At 70.1% G+C, this 15,290-nt stretch carries 15 protein-coding genes; 6 read left to right on the forward strand and 9 right to left on the reverse strand.

The features are described from left to right. Nucleotides 1-246 precede the first annotated feature (246 nt). Nucleotides 247-807, forward strand: coding sequence for an AAA family ATPase (locus ACQPYY_RS13765; RefSeq protein WP_433594033.1), 561 nt, complete (start codon nt 247-249; stop codon nt 805-807). Nucleotides 808-841: 34 nt separating this feature from the next. Here the strand turns inward: ACQPYY_RS13765 and ACQPYY_RS13770 are convergent, their stop codons facing one another. From ACQPYY_RS13770 to ACQPYY_RS13790, 5 genes are all read right to left on the reverse strand, one after another. Next, on the reverse strand, nt 842-1,390 hold the full coding sequence (locus ACQPYY_RS13770; protein ID WP_433594034.1) for a hypothetical protein: 549 nt from the start codon (nt 1,388-1,390) through the stop codon (nt 842-844). Beyond that, entirely contained in the window at nt 1,387-2,508 is a 1,122-nt protein-coding gene (locus ACQPYY_RS13775) for a hypothetical protein (RefSeq protein ID WP_433594035.1), read from the reverse strand. The genes ACQPYY_RS13770 and ACQPYY_RS13775 overlap by 4 nt, the downstream gene beginning before the upstream one ends. Nucleotides 2,509-2,537: 29 nt before the next feature. Continuing rightward, complete coding sequence (locus ACQPYY_RS13780) at nt 2,538-2,945, reverse strand: FixH family protein (RefSeq protein ID WP_433594036.1); 408 nt, start codon at nt 2,943-2,945, stop codon at nt 2,538-2,540. Next, on the reverse strand, nt 2,942-4,381 hold the full coding sequence (locus ACQPYY_RS13785; RefSeq protein WP_433594037.1) for a hypothetical protein: 1,440 nt from the start codon (nt 4,379-4,381) through the stop codon (nt 2,942-2,944). Before ACQPYY_RS13785 ends, ACQPYY_RS13780 begins: the two co-directional genes overlap by 4 nt. Nucleotides 4,382-4,486: 105 nt before the next feature. Then, complete coding sequence (locus ACQPYY_RS13790; RefSeq protein ID WP_433594038.1) at nt 4,487-4,915, reverse strand: hypothetical protein; 429 nt, start codon at nt 4,913-4,915, stop codon at nt 4,487-4,489. A gap of 150 nt (nt 4,916-5,065) precedes the next feature. Between ACQPYY_RS13790 and ACQPYY_RS13795 the strand changes: the two genes are divergently transcribed. Beyond that, on the forward strand, nt 5,066-5,692 hold the full coding sequence (locus tag ACQPYY_RS13795) for a TetR/AcrR family transcriptional regulator (RefSeq protein ID WP_433594039.1): 627 nt from the start codon (nt 5,066-5,068) through the stop codon (nt 5,690-5,692). A 4-nt stretch (nt 5,693-5,696) separates the two neighbouring features. Here the strand turns inward: ACQPYY_RS13795 and ACQPYY_RS13800 are convergent, their stop codons facing one another. Then, complete coding sequence (locus tag ACQPYY_RS13800; protein WP_433594040.1) at nt 5,697-6,629, reverse strand: alpha/beta fold hydrolase; 933 nt, start codon at nt 6,627-6,629, stop codon at nt 5,697-5,699. Nucleotides 6,630-6,780: 151 nt separating this feature from the next. Here ACQPYY_RS13800 and ACQPYY_RS13805 point away from each other — a divergent pair, with 151 nt between their 5' ends. Beyond that, entirely contained in the window at nt 6,781-7,605 is an 825-nt protein-coding gene (locus ACQPYY_RS13805) for an SDR family oxidoreductase (protein ID WP_433594041.1), read from the forward strand. Between the two features lie 212 nt (nt 7,606-7,817). Here the strand turns inward: ACQPYY_RS13805 and ACQPYY_RS13810 are convergent, their stop codons facing one another. After that, nucleotides 7,818-9,509 carry a bifunctional 3'-5' exonuclease/DNA polymerase gene (locus tag ACQPYY_RS13810; RefSeq protein ID WP_433594042.1) on the reverse strand — a complete coding sequence of 564 codons (1,692 nt, stop codon included), beginning with the start codon at nt 9,507-9,509 and terminating at the stop codon, nt 7,818-7,820. A 353-nt stretch (nt 9,510-9,862) separates the two neighbouring features. Here ACQPYY_RS13810 and ACQPYY_RS13815 point away from each other — a divergent pair, with 353 nt between their 5' ends. Continuing rightward, nucleotides 9,863-11,224 carry a DoxX family protein gene (locus ACQPYY_RS13815; RefSeq protein ID WP_433594043.1) on the forward strand — a complete coding sequence of 454 codons (1,362 nt, stop codon included), beginning with the start codon at nt 9,863-9,865 and terminating at the stop codon, nt 11,222-11,224. A gap of 163 nt (nt 11,225-11,387) precedes the next feature. On the opposite strand, the gene ACQPYY_RS13820 is transcribed toward ACQPYY_RS13815, so the two are convergent. Next, nucleotides 11,388-12,611 (reverse strand): erythromycin esterase family protein, encoded by a 1,224-nt coding sequence (locus tag ACQPYY_RS13820; RefSeq protein WP_433594044.1) that lies wholly within the window; start codon nt 12,609-12,611, stop codon nt 11,388-11,390. A 108-nt stretch (nt 12,612-12,719) separates the two neighbouring features. On the opposite strand from ACQPYY_RS13820, the gene ACQPYY_RS13825 reads away from it, so the two are divergent. Continuing rightward, nucleotides 12,720-13,415 carry a TioE family transcriptional regulator gene (locus ACQPYY_RS13825; protein ID WP_433594045.1) on the forward strand — a complete coding sequence of 232 codons (696 nt, stop codon included), beginning with the start codon at nt 12,720-12,722 and terminating at the stop codon, nt 13,413-13,415. Between the two features lie 104 nt (nt 13,416-13,519). After that, nucleotides 13,520-13,888 (forward strand): hypothetical protein, encoded by a 369-nt coding sequence (locus ACQPYY_RS13830; protein ID WP_379097455.1) that lies wholly within the window; start codon nt 13,520-13,522, stop codon nt 13,886-13,888. A 7-nt stretch (nt 13,889-13,895) separates the two neighbouring features. Here ACQPYY_RS13830 and ACQPYY_RS13835 read toward each other — a convergent pair whose 3' ends face one another. Continuing rightward, complete coding sequence (locus tag ACQPYY_RS13835; RefSeq protein ID WP_433594046.1) at nt 13,896-15,221, reverse strand: oxygenase MpaB family protein; 1,326 nt, start codon at nt 15,219-15,221, stop codon at nt 13,896-13,898. Nucleotides 15,222-15,290 lie beyond the last annotated feature (69 nt).

Consider the following 15,290-nt stretch of genomic DNA (forward strand, 5'->3'; position numbering starts at 1 on the left):
CGCCGAGTGAACGGTGCCGCGATGCCCAATACGGCCAGCGCGATCAACAGGGCGACGATCATGCTGGCCAAGCACCCTCCGCTGCCCGCTCCCGCCAGCCGCCCCGACTCCTGTGCGGCCCGCACCGCCCGCCGAGAAGCCTCGGATCCCTGCCAATGCGGAGAGTTCATATCGGTCCCGCCTTACTCCCGAAAACACCGAACAACGCACCCCCGCTGCCCAGTATCTGTCGGCTACGTTCGGGTCATGCCCGGAACCGACGAATCCTCCCCGGCCCCACCCGCCCCGGCGGTGTATCTGATCACCGGCATTCAAGCGTCCGGGAAATCGACTGTCGCCCAAGCACTTGCCGAGCGGCTTCCACGGTCGGCCCATGTTCGAGGCGACGTCTATCGGCGTTTCGTGGTGAACGGTCGTGAGGACATGTCACCCGATCCCACCTCCGAAGCGGTCGAGCAATTGCGCCTGCGGCACCGGCTCGCGGCACGGACCGCCGATGCCTACGCTGACGCCGGGTTCACGGCGGTGGTCCAGGACGTTGTGCTCGGCGAGATGCTGCCGTATCTGATCGGCGAGATCCGGACGGATCCGCTGTACGTGGTGGTCCTGGCACCGAGTAGGGAGGCGGTGGCACGGCGCGAGTCGGCCCGAACCAAGAAGGCGTACGGCACCTTCACGGTCGCCGATCTCGATATCGGCCTTCGCGACAACACGCCACCTCTGGGTCTCTGGCTCGATACCTCGGACCTGACGGTTTCCGAGACCGTCGACGAGATCCTCGTCCGCGCCCGCCCCTTCGGGCGGTAGTCCCGCGCTGTCGCCGGGACTACCGATCAGGCCGTCACGCAGGCTGCATGACCGGGGCCGGGCGGCGGTTGCGCCGCCACGCGTAGACGAGGAACGCGATCAGGCCGATCAGCGGAAGTGTGCTGATCGCCCAGCTGATACCCAGTGGCGGGCCGGGCTGTTCGAGCACCTGGAGGTCGGCGAGATCGCCTTCACCGCGGCCCTGCGGGCCGTCGATGACGAAATGGAACTTCCACACCCCCTCCTGGTCGAGCGAGCGGACGTCCAGGCCCCACACATCGCGCTTGCGCGGATGCCTGGAAAGGGGTTCGGCGCGACGGACTTTGCCATTGGGCTGGTATTCGGTGAGGGTGCCGGTCTTGTCCTCGACACCGCCGTCGGGGATGAACGTGAAGTCCAGGGATTGCATGGCGCGCAGGGGCCATTCGCTGAAGCCGACGGTTATCGAATAGGGACCGGCCTGCACGTGTTCGGTGTGCACGATATTCACCGGTTGATAAGCCGACGCCGTGCCCGCGGTGGCCGCGGTCAGTCCGATGATCGCGAAAAGCGTTGCGGTGAGGGTGACGAGGCGGTTGATCATGCGCTGACCTTCTCGGAGGGGGCGGCCAGACGCAGCATCTCGCCGAACGGCCGGCCCAGGTACCCGGCCAGCGCGCCGAGCACGGCGGCCGCGACGGTGGTGGCCACGATGACCGTGGTCCGGGGTAGGTGGGCGTCGTAGATGATGATCTGCTGGACGGGGTTGAAGCCGCCGATGATCGCCCCGCCGAGGGCGCCGGCCAGGACCGGCACCAGGCGGGCCCGGGCGTCGGCGCGGCGCAGGAGCAGGTCGATCACGATGCCGACGGGGATCAGACAGAACGGGATGAGTGCCGGGGTCGCCGGAATGCCCCGAATGTGTTCGCGCAGAGGCAATCCCACGAAATCGGCGTAGGTCCGGGCCGCCCACGGCGCGAACCACCAGAACACGCCCTGGATGCCGGAGGCGAAGACCGCGGTGACGGTCGCGCCCCACCGTTCGAAGCCGGCGCCGACCACCATCAGCAGGATCACCATGAACGCGGTGACCGCCACGGTCCACCGCACCGACCCGACGCTGAGCCGCTGCACCGCCAGCGCGGTGACGGTGCTCGACGTCGCCAGATGCGCCAGCGCGAACAGCGCGCCCACCCGGCCCCACCGGTGCGCCCGCGCCGCCGCGAACACGATCACCGTGCCGACCGAGATCACCGTGCTGGACAGGAACAATCCGATGTGCGGCGGCGAGTCGATGATGGCGTCGAACCCGTAGAGACTGTGCCACCACAGATCCCACAGCCCGTACAGCAGGAACGAGGCCGCGCCGAGGGCCGCCACCATGTAGCCGAGCGGCGCGGTGAAGGTGCGGCCGAACACGCCGATACCGGGACCGCCCAGTTCGCCGTCCACCCGGCGGCCCGCACGCCCGGCGGCGGTGGTGATGAGAATGACTGTCAGACCGGTGAATCCGGCGACCGCCGCGCTGGCGTAGATGAACAGGTGCGGCAGGGTGAAGAAGGTGTCGGGACCGACATCGGTGTGCCACTGGATGTCCCAGGTGGACCCGACCGCGAAGGTCATGCTGGCGGCGAAGAGGATCGCCGCGGGTAGCCACGGGCGGACGGTGATCGGTGCGGTCGCTTCGGCGGTGAGCCCGCGACCATTGGCGGTGAGGTCCATGTGCTGCTCCTGATCCTCTTTCCTTCGATTCAATGGGCCGGAACGGAGAAGACGGCGCTCCCGGAACCCGGTGCGCCGGACAGTTTCACGGCGATCTCCCACTGCCCGGGCATCGGCAGCGTGACCGTCGCCCGGTAGTGGCCCGGCGTGACCGCGGTGGCGGTGCTCGGCGGGAGGGCATGACCCATCTGCGGCATGGCGGGCTCCACCGACACCTTGTCCGGTGTCGCGGCCGTGCCCCGGGCGTCGGTGATCTCGAGATCGACGGTGTTGTCACCGGCGTGCGCGGAGCCGCCCGACACCCGCAGTTCCACCTGATAGGGCCCGGCGGCGCTGCGGGACACCGACGGCGCGGCATCGGCGGGCCACCACAGCCACGCCGCGGCCGCCGCCAGCGCGGCGACGACGGCCACGATCACTCCGGTGCGCTTGGTCATTGCGGAACCCCCGCTCGAACGTCGACGGTGGCCGGCACGGTCATCACCGAGTAGCCGCGCTCGGCCTGCGCCCACACCAGGTACCGGCCCGGCAGTGGAAAAGTGAAGGTGAAAGCCACATTCGGGCCGAACGCGGCCACGGTCTCGTCGGGTGGTTGCGAGCCGACGGCGGGCAGCGGGGCCATGGCGTGCGCGTGCGCCCAGACGGGGACGCCGGCCGCGGCCGTTCCGGCGGGCACCCCGTCGGGCAGCGGGCCGACCGCGATGAGATGGCCGACCATGCCCAGCCAGGGCTGGAGATCGGCCGGGCCGCCGAATGCGGCCGTGAGCGTGGTGGGTTCGCCCGCGACCGCCTCGGTCGTGGTGAGCGTCGCCCCGCTCGGCGCGACGCCCTGGGCGTCGGCCGGACCGGAGTCGCCTCGGCCACCGATCCGCAGCGAGGAGCGCAGCAGTTGGACGCCGCCACCGCGCCGGGCGATCTCGGCGGCCACCGCGTAATCACCGGATGCGATGGACCCCAGGCTGACCCGATACTCGCCGGGCGCGACCCGGATCGGATGCCGATGCCACAGCCGTCCGGACGGCCCGACCACCATCAGATGCAGCAGTGCGTCATCGCTGACCAGCAGGTCGTCCACCGGCCGCCCCGTCGCCGAATCGGTCAGCGACAGCGCGAGCTCGGCCGGCTTGCCCGCGTCGGCGGGCTGCGCGCGCACCGCCAGATTGGCCGGGGGCCGTGAGTAATTCGTGGTCAGCGGCAGATCCCGCTCCGGATACGGATTTCCGACATTGCCCGAGGTCGGATCGAGCAGACTGCCCGCGGGCCGCGGCTGCGGTGCGTGCGACGACAACATCGCCCCGGTCGTGCCCACCGTCACCGCGGCGATCAACGCGCCCACCGGGATCAAGGTCGGCCAACCCCGCTTGGAGAGCAGCGCGGTGCCCAATGCCACCAGCAGCAGCGCTCCGGCCGCGAAGAATCCGCCGTAAGCCGCTCGCTCCCAGGGCGTCACCACCCGCGCGGCCACGAGGAACGGAATCCGCGCGGTGCGTTCGCCATCGGCGATGGTCAACTCCCACGGTCCCGTGTGATCCACCCGCAGGGTCGCGGCGTAGATGCCGGGCCGATCCCCGAGCTCGACGGTCCCCGTGGACGTCTCACCCCCACGATCGACGGGCGTCGCGGTGAGCGCCAGCGTCCCCGGCGCCGTCCCCGCGTGCGTCACGACCTCGACCCGTAACGGTCCGGCCTCGGCCCGCCGCACCACAACGGTCAGCTCCCGGGCCCCGAGTGACTGCGCCACCGTCAGATCGCCGCCGCTGGCGGCCCCGTCGGCCCGGGCCTGTGGCGCGAACCAGGAACCCAGCAGGGACACGCAGAGCACACCGATGATCAGGCCCACCCCGCGCAGACGAACGTTCAACGGCGGCTGCACCGTTCCGAACCTACCGAAAACCGCCGCCCGGGAAATCCCACCCGCGGGGGATATCGCCTCAGGGCGGTATCAGGGTAAACGCATCACGAGGGGGTGGAAGGCCGCCTACGACAGGTGGTTTCGAAGCCAGCCGGGCCCGACCGTTGTCGCGCCCAGGGATTCGACCCGCGCCCGCAATCCGCGATCGGCCGTCACCACCGTGATCGCGGGCATGGGATCCGAGCCCCCGACCTCGGCGGCCACCACCTCGACGATCGTGTCGTCGCCGGACCCGCCGGCCAGCACTACGCGCAATCCCGCCGACCCGCTCTCACCCGCGTCGGCGTGCCCGTCACCGCCCCGGTCGGCGGCGGCCTTGGCCGCGCCCTCCAGCACCACGATGATCCGCGTCGAGCCGGGCAGTCGCGTCCGCAACGCACCCAGTTCGCCGAGCAGCCGCCGCGCCGCCCCGGCCCGGTCGCGCCACCACCCGTCCGGCCGCGACCCGACCACATTGGCAGCGTCCACCACGATCACCTGCGAGGAATCCTGCATCCGCCCAGTCTCCACCCGATCCGCCGCGGAACGCGGGATGGGCGGTCGCGCGCCGTCCTGTGCTGTCCGGCCCGCCCGTATTGATACGGTTGCTGCCTGGAGAATCATCCGCGAAACGACAGGCAGTGATCAGTTTTGGCGTCCGAATCGATGGCAGGCGAGAGTGCGTCGCGGCGGGCCGCGCCGCCCACCCGGCGTGGACAGCGGACCCGGGGTGCGCTGATCGCGGCCGCGCGGGAGGTGTTCGAGCGGGACGGCTACCTGGACGCCAAGATCGCCGACATCTCCAAGACGGCGGGCATGGCGGCCGGATCCTTCTACACCTACTTCGACAGCAAGGAAGAGATCTTCGCCGCGCTGGTCGAGCAGGTGTCGGAGGAGATGCTGCATCCGCATGTGCGTGAGCGCAGCGGGATCACCGATCCGCGCGCCCTGATCGAGGCGGCCAACCGCGATTACCTGTTGTCCTACAAGCGCAATGCCCGGCTCATGGCCCTGTTCGAACAGGTCGCCCAGATCGACGAGAACTTCCGGCGCATGCGGATGGAACGCGGGAAGGCATTCGCGCAGCGCAACGCGCGCATGATCCGCGAACTGCAGGAGTCCGGGCAGGCCAGCGCCGACCTGGATCCGATGATCACCGCGCACGCGCTGTCGGCCATGGTGAGCCGGATGGCGTCGATGGTTTTCGTTCAGAAGCAACGGATTCCGTTCGAGAAGCTCGTCACCACCCTGACCCAGCTGTGGGTGAACTCGCTGCAACTGAAGACGGACTGACCGATCAGCCCAGGCCGCGCGCGAACTCGATCAGCGCGGCATTGACCTCCTCGGGCCGTTGCTGCTGAATCCAGTGGCCCGCGCCGTCGAGGATGAGCGAGCCGCGCAGATCGCCGAGCACCGCCGCCATCTTGTGCATCGGCGTGAAACGGATGACCGGATCGGTCGACCCGGCGATGAACAGCGACGGGCAGTCGATCTTCACGCCCTCCAGGTGCGCGGTCAGCTCCCAGGTCAGATCGAGGGTGCGGTAGTAGTTCAGCCCGCCGGTGAACCCGGTGCGGGTGAAAGCCTCCACGTAGTAATCGAATTCGGCTTCGCTGAGCCACGGCGGCAGCGGCGGCTCCGGCTCACCGGTGTCCAGGAACGTTCCCGCGGTGACGATGTCGTCACGCAACAGCGTGCGCCGCACATCCGCCGCCAGCACCGCGTCCGCGACGCCGGGCTCCTGGAACCACACCATGTAGAAGTCCTCGCCCAGCCGCTTGCGCATGATCGGCAGCGGTGGCGCCGACGAGCGCGGGGTGGCGGGCACGCTCAACCCCGCCACCGCCCGCACCCGCTCCGGGAACTCGCGAGCCAGATGCCACACCACCGACGCGCCCCAGTCGTGGCCCACGAAGATCGCGTCCTCGAGCCCGTACGCGTCCAGCAGCCCGACCAGATCCCGGCACACCGTGAGCAGGTCGTACGCCTCGATCCCGGCCGGTCGCGAACTGCCGCCGTAGCCGCGCATATCCGGTGTCAGCGTCCGGAAACCGGCCTCGGCCAGCGCGAACACCTGATGCCGCCACGAGAAGCCGAGCTCCGGGAACCCATGGCAGAACACCACCGGCGCGCCCTCGCCGTGCTCGACCACCCGCAGGTCGATGCCATTGGTCGCGACCTGCCAACTGCCCAGGCGATTCCACTCGTCCACCGGATGTGCTGTCCGCATCGGCTGTTCACCTCTCGAGACCGGGACGGTTGACGCCGGGGGAGTCATGAACTTGAATCCGACGCAGGGTTCATATTTCCATGAGCCGGCGCGTTCGATCCAGCCTCCGACGGCCCGGATCGGCGGCCGGAATCGGCTGGAGGGAGCATCCGTGCAGGTCGCGGGTAAGAATGCCATCGTCACCGGAGGAGGCGGCGGCATCGGTGGGGCGATCGCCGCCCGGCTGGTGCGGGCCGGGGCGCGGGTGGTGGTCGCGGATCTGAACGCCGACGCGGCCGCGGCCGTGGTCGCCGCGCTGGAACCGGAGTTCCCGGGCGCGGCCGTGGCGGTCGGCGCCGATGTGGCCGACACCGATCGCATCGCCGAGCTCATCGCCCGGTGCGAGACCGAATTCGGGCCGGTGGACCTGTATTTCGCCAATGCGGGCGTCATGGGCGGGGTCGGGCTCGGCGACGACAAGGACTGGGGTGTCACCCTCGACGTGAACCTCAACGCGCACATCCGGGCGGCGCGGCTGCTGGTGCCCGGCTGGGTCGAACGCGGCGAGGGGTACTTCGTCAGCACCGCCTCGGCGGCGGGGCTGCTCACCCAGATCGGTTCGGCCGCATACTCGGTCACCAAGCACGCCGCCGTCGGATTCGCCGAATGGCTCTCGGTCACCTACGGCGATGCCGGGATCCGGGTCAGCTGCCTGTGCCCGATGGGCGTGGAGACCGCGCTGCTGCGCGCGGGCGAACACTCCGGCGACACTCTCGGCATGGCCGCCACCCGCGCGGTCACCTCGGCGGGCGCGGTCCTGACCCCCGACGAGGTCGGTGAACTGGTCCTGGCCGCCGTCGACGACGAGCGCTTCCTGATCCTGCCGCACCCGGAAGTCCTCGACATGTACCGCCGCAAGGGCGCCGACTACGACCGCTGGCTGGCGGGCATGCGGCACTACCAGGCGCGACTGCTCGAGGGTGCGGGCGGGCAGTGACCACTGGGCGACCGCGCTGAGCCACCCCGAGCAGTCGCCGTGGCGGACGGTGCACGCGGGCCTGTCACAGCGGCCATGCCGGAGGCGGGTAGCCGCAACGCGCGGTGAATACCCGACGCGGCAAGGGCGACCCACGCCGCAGGCCTTGGCGAGTGCACGACGACGGCACACTCTCCGCCACCACACGTGGCTCGCTCGCTGCTGATTCGGCCCTACTTCGCGTCCGCGTAGCACTCGACGATGGCGGTGGTGAAGGGGAAGCGCACCGGCGTCGGGCCGAACGCGAGCTGACCGGCGGTGTCGGCGGCTCGGGCGATCGCGTCGGCGACGGTCGCGGCTTCCTCCGCGGGGCAGTGCACGATGACCTCGTCGTGCTGGAAGAACACCAGTTCCGCGCGCAGTCCGGCGGTGTGCAGGGCGTGGCGCAGGCCCGCGAGCACCAGCAGCGTCCAGTCGGCGGCACTGCCCTGGACGACGAAATTGCGGGTGAAGCGGCCTCGGGCCCGGGCACGCGGGGTGCTGCCGAAACCCGGGGAACCGCCTGCCTCGTCGTCGGTTTGGTCGAAAGCGGTTGCGGGCGGGCAGGTTCGGCCGAACCAGGTGCGGACCAGGCGGCCCTGTTCGCCGGCGGTGGCCGCGTCGTCGACGAAGGCGACCGCGGCCGGATAGCGTCGCCGCAGTTCGGCCATGTGGGTGAGCGCGTCGCCGGAGGTCTGGCCGTAGATCGCGCCCAGCATGGCGATCTTGGCTTGGGCGCGGTCGCCGCCGAAGGCGCGGGCGGCCAGATCGGCGTAGAGGTCCTCGCCGCGGCCCGCCACCTCCATCAACCCGCGGTCGCGGGAGATGGCGGCCAGCACTCGCGGTTCCATCTGGTCGGCGTCGGCGACCACCAGCCGCCACCCGGGGTCCGCGCGGATGGCGCGGCGCACGATCTTCGGAATCTGCAGCGCGCCACCGCCATTGGTGGTCCAGCGGCCGGTCACCGTGCCGCCCGGCAGGTACTCGGGCCGGAATCGGCCGTCGCGCACCCACTGGTCGATCCAGGACCAGCCGTGGGCGGTGTGGAGGCGGTAGAGCTTCTTGTACTCCAGCAGCGGTTCGACGGCCGGATGATCGATGTCCTGGAGCTCCCATTTGCGGGTGGAGGACAACAGGATTCCCGCGCGGGCGAACGCGCGGATGATGTCCTGGGGGAGATCGGGCCGGACCCGCACCCCCGTCCCGAACGCCCGCGACACCTCGTCGGCCAGCTCGGCCAGCCGTCGCGGCTCCGACCCGCTCGGCACGCGCTCGCCCAGCAGGGAATCGAGCAGCTCGCGGTGGACGTCGGCGCGCCACGGAATCCCGGCGCGCGACATCTCCGTCGCCACCAGCAGCCCCGCCGACTCGGCGGCGAGCAACATCCGCATGCGGGCCGGGTACTCGGCCGCGGCCGTCCGCGCCACCTGTCCCGCATAGACCTCGAGCAGCGCGGTGAACTCGTCGGTCCCGGACGGCAGTGGCACCGGCCCGGATTCGAACAGGGTCGGTTCGGTGTCGGCGGCCCGGGCGGGCGCGTCCTGGGGGACAGGGAGGCCGTGCAGGCGCGCCCACGCGGCGGCCAGCGACCGGGCTTGCCCGGACTGGCCCTGTTCGTGCCCGATCAGCAGCGCCTCGGCCGACTCCACGTCATAGCAGCGGTCGACCCGCACCCCGGCGTCGAGCAGCCGCTTGTAGATCGCCGCCGTCGACCGCCACACCCACCGCTCGACCTCCGGCCGCACCCGCACCGCCTCCGCCAGCGAGGACTCCTCGACCACCGGGCCCGCCGGACGGCCGCGCTCGTCCAGCGGGCACACCCGTGCCCCGCCGTCACCCGTCTCCGCCACCGCCCACCGCATACCGGTGAGTCTGGCAGTGGGCACAGACAATTCCGTGACACCCGACCGTGGCGGGTGTCCGCGGGGCGGGCGGCGCTACCGGAATGTCCGCTAGCTGGAGTTTTTAGCCCTGGCGAGCAGGTCCGTCAGGGCCCGCCCCCATTGCGCTGGATCGGACTCGAAGCGAGACGACCGGACGAAGAGCCAGCGCACGATAAGCCTCCGACGCAGGATGCGCCCCAGCCGGGGCCGTCGGCCGGGAGCCGCCGCTCCTGGCCCCGATCCCGGGGGCAAGGGGTGTAGGGGCAAGGGATTTGCCGGGTACGCACCGACCGTTCGCTGACCTAACGTTCAGCGTCGCAGGGTAGTCAGGTGCGGTAACTCTCGGAGGAATCGGTGTGGTTGTGCAGTTGGCCGTCGAGGCGGACGTCGCGGTGACGGGTGAGCCGCGATGGAGTCCGTTGCGGCGGATGGTGTTCCGGTATTCGTTCGTGACGCTGGGTGTTGGAATGGCCGGGGTGTGGGTGCTGCACATGCTGCTGCGGTCGGTGGGAGTCTCGCAGCAGACCGTGGTGGGTGTGGCCAAATGGACGGCACTGCATCCGCTCACGGATTGGCTGGGGGAGCATGTCTTCGGCGTCCATGTCGACTGGTCGTACACGGGAAGCGGAGATACCGCGGCGAATTGGGTGTCGCTTTTCACCCTGCTGTTCGTCGCGGTGCCGATCACGGCGGTGTGGTCGGTGCTGGACCGGCGGCGGCCGGACTATGTGCGGCTGTACGCGTGGTTCCGGATGGTGGTGCGTCTGGCCCTGATGAGCGCCCTGCTGCTGTACGGCGTCACGAAACTATTGCCCTCGCAGATGGCGTTCGCGCTGGATCGGCTGGTGGAGCCGTTCGGCGATCTGAGCCCGATGGCGGTGTTGTGGTCGCAGACGGCCAGCTCTGAGCCGTACGAAATCGCCTTGGGCGCAGCAGAAGTCACCGCAGGTTTGCTGCTGATCCTGCCGTTCACCGCGGGGCTGGGTGCGCTCCTGTCAGTCGTGGTGACCCTCCAGGTGTTCCTGCTGAACCTCAGCTTCGATGTGCCGGTGAAAATACTCTCCGGCGAGCTGCTGGTGTATGCGATGGTGCTGGCTGCCCCGGATATCGCACGCACCGTCCGGGCGCTGGTCGGGCGCGCGGTGCCGGTGCGCCGGCCCGAGCCGCTGGTCTCCTCGCCGCGCGGGCGGCGAATCCTGGTGGCGGCACAGGTGATTCTGGGGATGTGGATACTGTTCACGACTCTCGGCGAGGGGCACGACGCCTGGCAGACGTACGGAAATGGCCGACCGCACTCGCCGCTCTACGGGATTTGGAATGTCACCGAGTACACGGTCGCGGGCCAGGAGGTCCCGGCGCTGGTCGACTTCCGGTCCGCGCCCTCGGATGGCCGTCTCATCGGTCCGGCGGACCGATTCCGCCGTCTCATCTTCGACATCCCGCAGGGCGTGACCGCTCAGCGCATGGACGACTCGCTGGTGTCGTTCCCGGTGGAGATCAATACCGATCTGCACACCGTGACCATTACGAAGGATCTGGCGCACCAGTGGAAGCTTGCCGTCCTGAATTACGAACAGCCCCAGCCTGATCGGCTGATGCTGGACGGTCAGCTGGCCGGCCGTCCGGTCCATCTGCGCCTGACCCGGGTCGATCTCGACCGCTTCCGGTTGATCTCGCGTGGGTTCCACTGGGTCCAGCCGGCGCCGTACCTCCGCTAGCTCGAGTTTCAAGCTCTGCGGGCTGTGTCATGGGCCCCAGATGATCTTGAATGAAGCCCTTCGGCCAGCATCGCCGAGGTCATGGCAGTGTGAATGCGGCGCTGGATCGGGGCCGCATCGAGATCGATCGGCTGCGTCGGGCGCTGGCAGGAATCTCCGGCCTTCAGGCAGGAGATGACGTCAACCAGTATTGATGCTGTGCGCCGTCGGTGTCGGTGATGAAGACGACCGCGTCGGCGCCGTCGAGATCGGCGATCGTGAGCGGGAAATGGCCGCGCACAATCGGTTCGGCGGACACGATCGCGGGGGACAGGGCGGCGACGAGCGCCCGGGCCGGGAACAGGGCGCGGCCGGGGGTCGCCTCGGCGAGCACACCCTGGAGGGTGCCCGGAACCGGGGCGGGGGTCGCGTCGGTCGCCACGAACAGATAGCGCTCGCCCAGGGTGAAGGCGGTCAGCGCGCCCGCGTTGCTCCATACGGGCTGGTCCGGCACCCGGGGATGCAGGTGCGCATTGTGCGCGAAGACGAGCGTCGGCCCGCGCTGCTGCTCGCGCTCGGCGATCGCCAGGATGTTGTCCGCCATCATCTCCGATCGCACACCGGACAGGCCGCCGATGCGGTCGGGGCCCGGGGTGGCCATGGCGGCGTGGTAGCGCAGCAGCCCCAGCGCGGTCCGCGCGTGGGTGACGGCCTGGGCGTAACCGGTCGGATCGGTCGCGCGCAGCGAGGGTCCCGCGCGGTGCAGGGCATCGGCGAGGTCGTCGGCGATCAGGCGCAGCGCGCGGGCGCGGTCGGAGCTGCCGATCGAGGCGGACGGGTCGTACATGGCCGCCTGGTTCGTCCACTCGGCGTCCGCGCCGAGCAGCCCGTCGAGCTCGGCGACCGATGCGGGCAGCAGAGCCTTCGGCAGCCGGTCGGCCAGCGCGCACAGCGCGGACCGGGGGCTCGGCGCACCCGAATACTCCACCGGCGCATCGAATCCGTAGAACCGCACCCGCTCCGAGGGCGCGCGGCCCGCGTTGTATTCGCGCAGCCACTCGACCAGTTCGCGATTACCGGGTATCGATCCGAACCCGTGGCTGAACCCGCTGTCCAGCACGGTGTCGATCGCCACCGCCGACCCATTGACGTAGTCATCGACGATCCCCGCCGCGAGGAAATCGATCTCCAGCGCGATCGACCGGAACCCCCGGTCGGCCAGCCGGCTCAGAATGTCGTTGCGCAGCAGCGGGAATGCCGCGATCCCATGGGTCGGCTCGCCGAGCGCGAACACGGCCGGTGGTGTGGTGCGGGCGGACAACAGCTCGTCCAGAGCGAGGCCCAGGGTCGCGAGATCATCGGCTCGGTGGCCGATCGCGCTCGGCGAGGTGGGGGTGGTTGCGGACATGGCACTCCTTCCAGCAGGACTGCCTTCGACAGTATCGTTGAAGGTTCGAGTGAAACTTGTGTGATGTTCTTCCTGTTCGGAGCGGGAGAACCCTCAAAGGAGGTGGCGGTGCGCCCGATCGATCTGGCCCGCGAGCACGGCCTGTCGGCACAGGCGATCCGCAACTACGACGATGCGGGAATCCTCCCGCCCACCGAGCGCACCGACAACGGCTACCGCCGCTACACCCCCGCGCACGCGCAAGCCCTGCGCGCCTTCCTCGCCCTGCGCGCCGGCCACGGCCACGAACGCGCCGCGGAGATCCTGCGCGCCTGCCATCGCGGCGACACCGAATCCGCCTACCGGCTCATCGACGCCACCCATACCGCGCTGCACACCGAACGCGGCACCCACACCGACGTCGCGGCCGCGCTCGACAGCCTCTCCGCCACCCCGCCCGACCCGATTCCCGGCCGCCCCCTGACCGTCGGCGAACTCGCGCACCGCCTCGGCGTGCACGCGGCCACCCTGCGCACCTGGGAGACCGAAGGCATCCTGCGTCCGGAACGCGACCCCGCCACCGGCTACCGCCACTACCGGCCCGACGCCGTGCGCGACGCGGAGATCGCCCGGCAGCTCCGCCGCGGCGGATATCCGCTGGCACGCGTTGCGCACTTCCTCGAATCCCTGCACGAGGCAGGCGGAACCGAGGCGCTCACCGCCTTCCTCACCGCCTGGCAGCAGCGCCTGAACGCCCGCGGCCGCGCCCTGCTGTCGGGCGCGGCCCAACTCGACGCCTATCTCCTCCTGTGCGAGCGGATGTGACAACCTGCGCCGACATCACAACGGCCCCTGGCGCGCCCACCGGAACGGCCTAGCATCGTAGGGAGATCCCGGACCGACGGCCCGGGCGGCAGGAGGTGCGAGTCATGGCCGGCAAACCCGAGATTCGATCGATCGGCAACCTCTCCGCGCCGTCGTGGGTCCCGGTGGAAGCCTGCGCGCTACCCACCGCCGAACAACCCTTGCGCGTCGCCGAATTCGACGCCCTCTTCCGTGACGCGGTGCTCGGCTGGGACCGGATCTCGGCGACGCGGCTGCGGCTGGACCTCGACGGCAGCGCCGAGCCTCGGGCCCGCGAACTCGCCGCGCGTGAGACCAGCTGCTGTTCCTTCTTCACCTTCGAATTCGCCGCCGCGGGAACCGATCTGGTGCACATGCACATCGGCGTGCCACCCGAGCGGGCCGTGGTGCTCGACGGCCTGGCGGCCCGGGTGACGGCGGCCGGATCCGCCTGACAGCGCGTCATTCCCCCGAATCGGCTCCCGGATACGCGCGGGAGTCGGTCGTGAACTCGGGGTTGCCGTAGACCACGAGCTGCTCGCGCACCTTGCGGACCGTGTAGGCGTCGGCCGCCCGGAGCAGGGTGGGCGACTGGCTCGCCACGGTCATGAGAATGAACCGCAGGATGATGAACGGCGCGGTCAGGCCCACCCGGATCGCGTCGGGGAGGGTCAGCGTCACGCTCATGGCGGCCGCGGCCTTGCGATTGCCGCCGCAGAAGCCGAGGAAGAACACCCGGCTCCAGCTCTTCTCGATCGCGTCGGCGACCCGGTCGTAGCGCGAGCGGCCCGGGCGCAGGTACGCGGACATGGTGGAGCGGACCAGCGCACCGCAGGTGGCGTCGTCGAAGTCGTCGCGCAGGACGGCGGCCCGGCCGTGGAAGACCTCGAGGATGCCCGCCGCGGTGGTCGGCAGCAATTCCTCCGGCAGGCCCAGCAGGAAGCAGCGGTAGCGGCTGAATTCGAGGATCGCGCGTTCGCGGGCGCTGAACTCGGTGCGGCCCCGGCGGATCGCCATCGTCGCGAGCAGATACATATTGATCAGCCCGGCGGGCATCTGATCGACCTGCGGCAGCGGCACCCCGTACACGTCGGCGTCCCACCGGTCCCCGCGCGTCAACGCGTTGTAGCGCACCATCGAATGCATCAGGCGCACCATGGCCGCGGCCTCGAAACCCTCGCCGTGCCGTTCCAGCGCACCGGGCAGCGTGGTCACCGCGAAGAACGAGGCGGTCTCGTTGACCCGCCGCGCCGCCCGCCGCCCCGACAGCGCCCCGGTCAATGTCATCGGCAGGGCCGCATAGGTATTGAGGAACGTCGCCAGGAACGCGCCCCGGATCAGGACCGGTGACAGGAACGCCGCGCCGACCCGCGAATGTCGCGCGCCCTCCTCGACCAGCTCCATGTCCAGCCAGGCGGGCGTCGCCTCCATGACCGCCAGGAACGCCCGCAGTTCATCGGGTGCGCCGGGCACCGAGTCGACCCCCGCGCGGCACGCCTGCCGCAGCATCCCGATCAAGCCCTGGACGCCGTACTCCGGGGCGAGCGCCGCGTACGGGTCGGCCACCACATCGCCGAGCATCGTTGCGGTGCGCATCAATTCGACGACCCGATCGTCGGCCAGCAGCGGCTCGCGCTGCGCGACCCAGCCGGGCAGCGACGACTTGTCGCCGGGATCGACGGTGAAGCGGAAGGGGGACTCGTCGAAGTCGATCGAGCCGTAGAGGCCGGGCTGCAGTGCGCGCTGACTGCGCACGCGCTCGGCGAGTTCGGGGTAGTGCGGCGACATCGGAGCACCTCAACTTTCAACCTGTTAGTTAGAGGCTGACAGGTTGTAAGTTACCCTGTCAAGGGTGAC

This window comes from Nocardia sp. CA-145437, from assembly GCF_050956485.1.
Classification (GTDB): domain Bacteria; phylum Actinomycetota; class Actinomycetes; order Mycobacteriales; family Mycobacteriaceae; genus Nocardia.

Coding starts and splice junctions, on each gene's coding strand:
- ACQPYY_RS13770 (WP_433594034.1), bottom strand. CDS start 1,390: ATGATCAACCGCCTCGTCACCCTCACCGCAACGCTTTTCGCGATCATC.
- ACQPYY_RS13780 (WP_433594036.1), bottom strand. CDS start 2,945: ATGACCAAGCGCACCGGAGTGATCGTGGCCGTCGTCGCCGCGCTGGCG.
- ACQPYY_RS13820 (WP_433594044.1), bottom strand. CDS start 12,611: ATGTCCGCAACCACCCCCACCTCGCCGAGCGCGATCGGCCACCGAGCC.
- ACQPYY_RS13830 (WP_379097455.1), top strand. CDS start 13,520: ATGGCCGGCAAACCCGAGATTCGATCGATCGGCAACCTCTCCGCGCCG.
- ACQPYY_RS13790 (WP_433594038.1), bottom strand. CDS start 4,915: ATGCAGGATTCCTCGCAGGTGATCGTGGTGGACGCTGCCAATGTGGTC.
- ACQPYY_RS13795 (WP_433594039.1), top strand. CDS start 5,066: ATGGCAGGCGAGAGTGCGTCGCGGCGGGCCGCGCCGCCCACCCGGCGT.
- ACQPYY_RS13765 (WP_433594033.1), top strand. CDS start 247: ATGCCCGGAACCGACGAATCCTCCCCGGCCCCACCCGCCCCGGCGGTG.
- ACQPYY_RS13775 (WP_433594035.1), bottom strand. CDS start 2,508: ATGGACCTCACCGCCAATGGTCGCGGGCTCACCGCCGAAGCGACCGCA.
- ACQPYY_RS13800 (WP_433594040.1), bottom strand. CDS start 6,629: ATGCGGACAGCACATCCGGTGGACGAGTGGAATCGCCTGGGCAGTTGG.
- ACQPYY_RS13835 (WP_433594046.1), bottom strand. CDS start 15,221: ATGTCGCCGCACTACCCCGAACTCGCCGAGCGCGTGCGCAGTCAGCGC.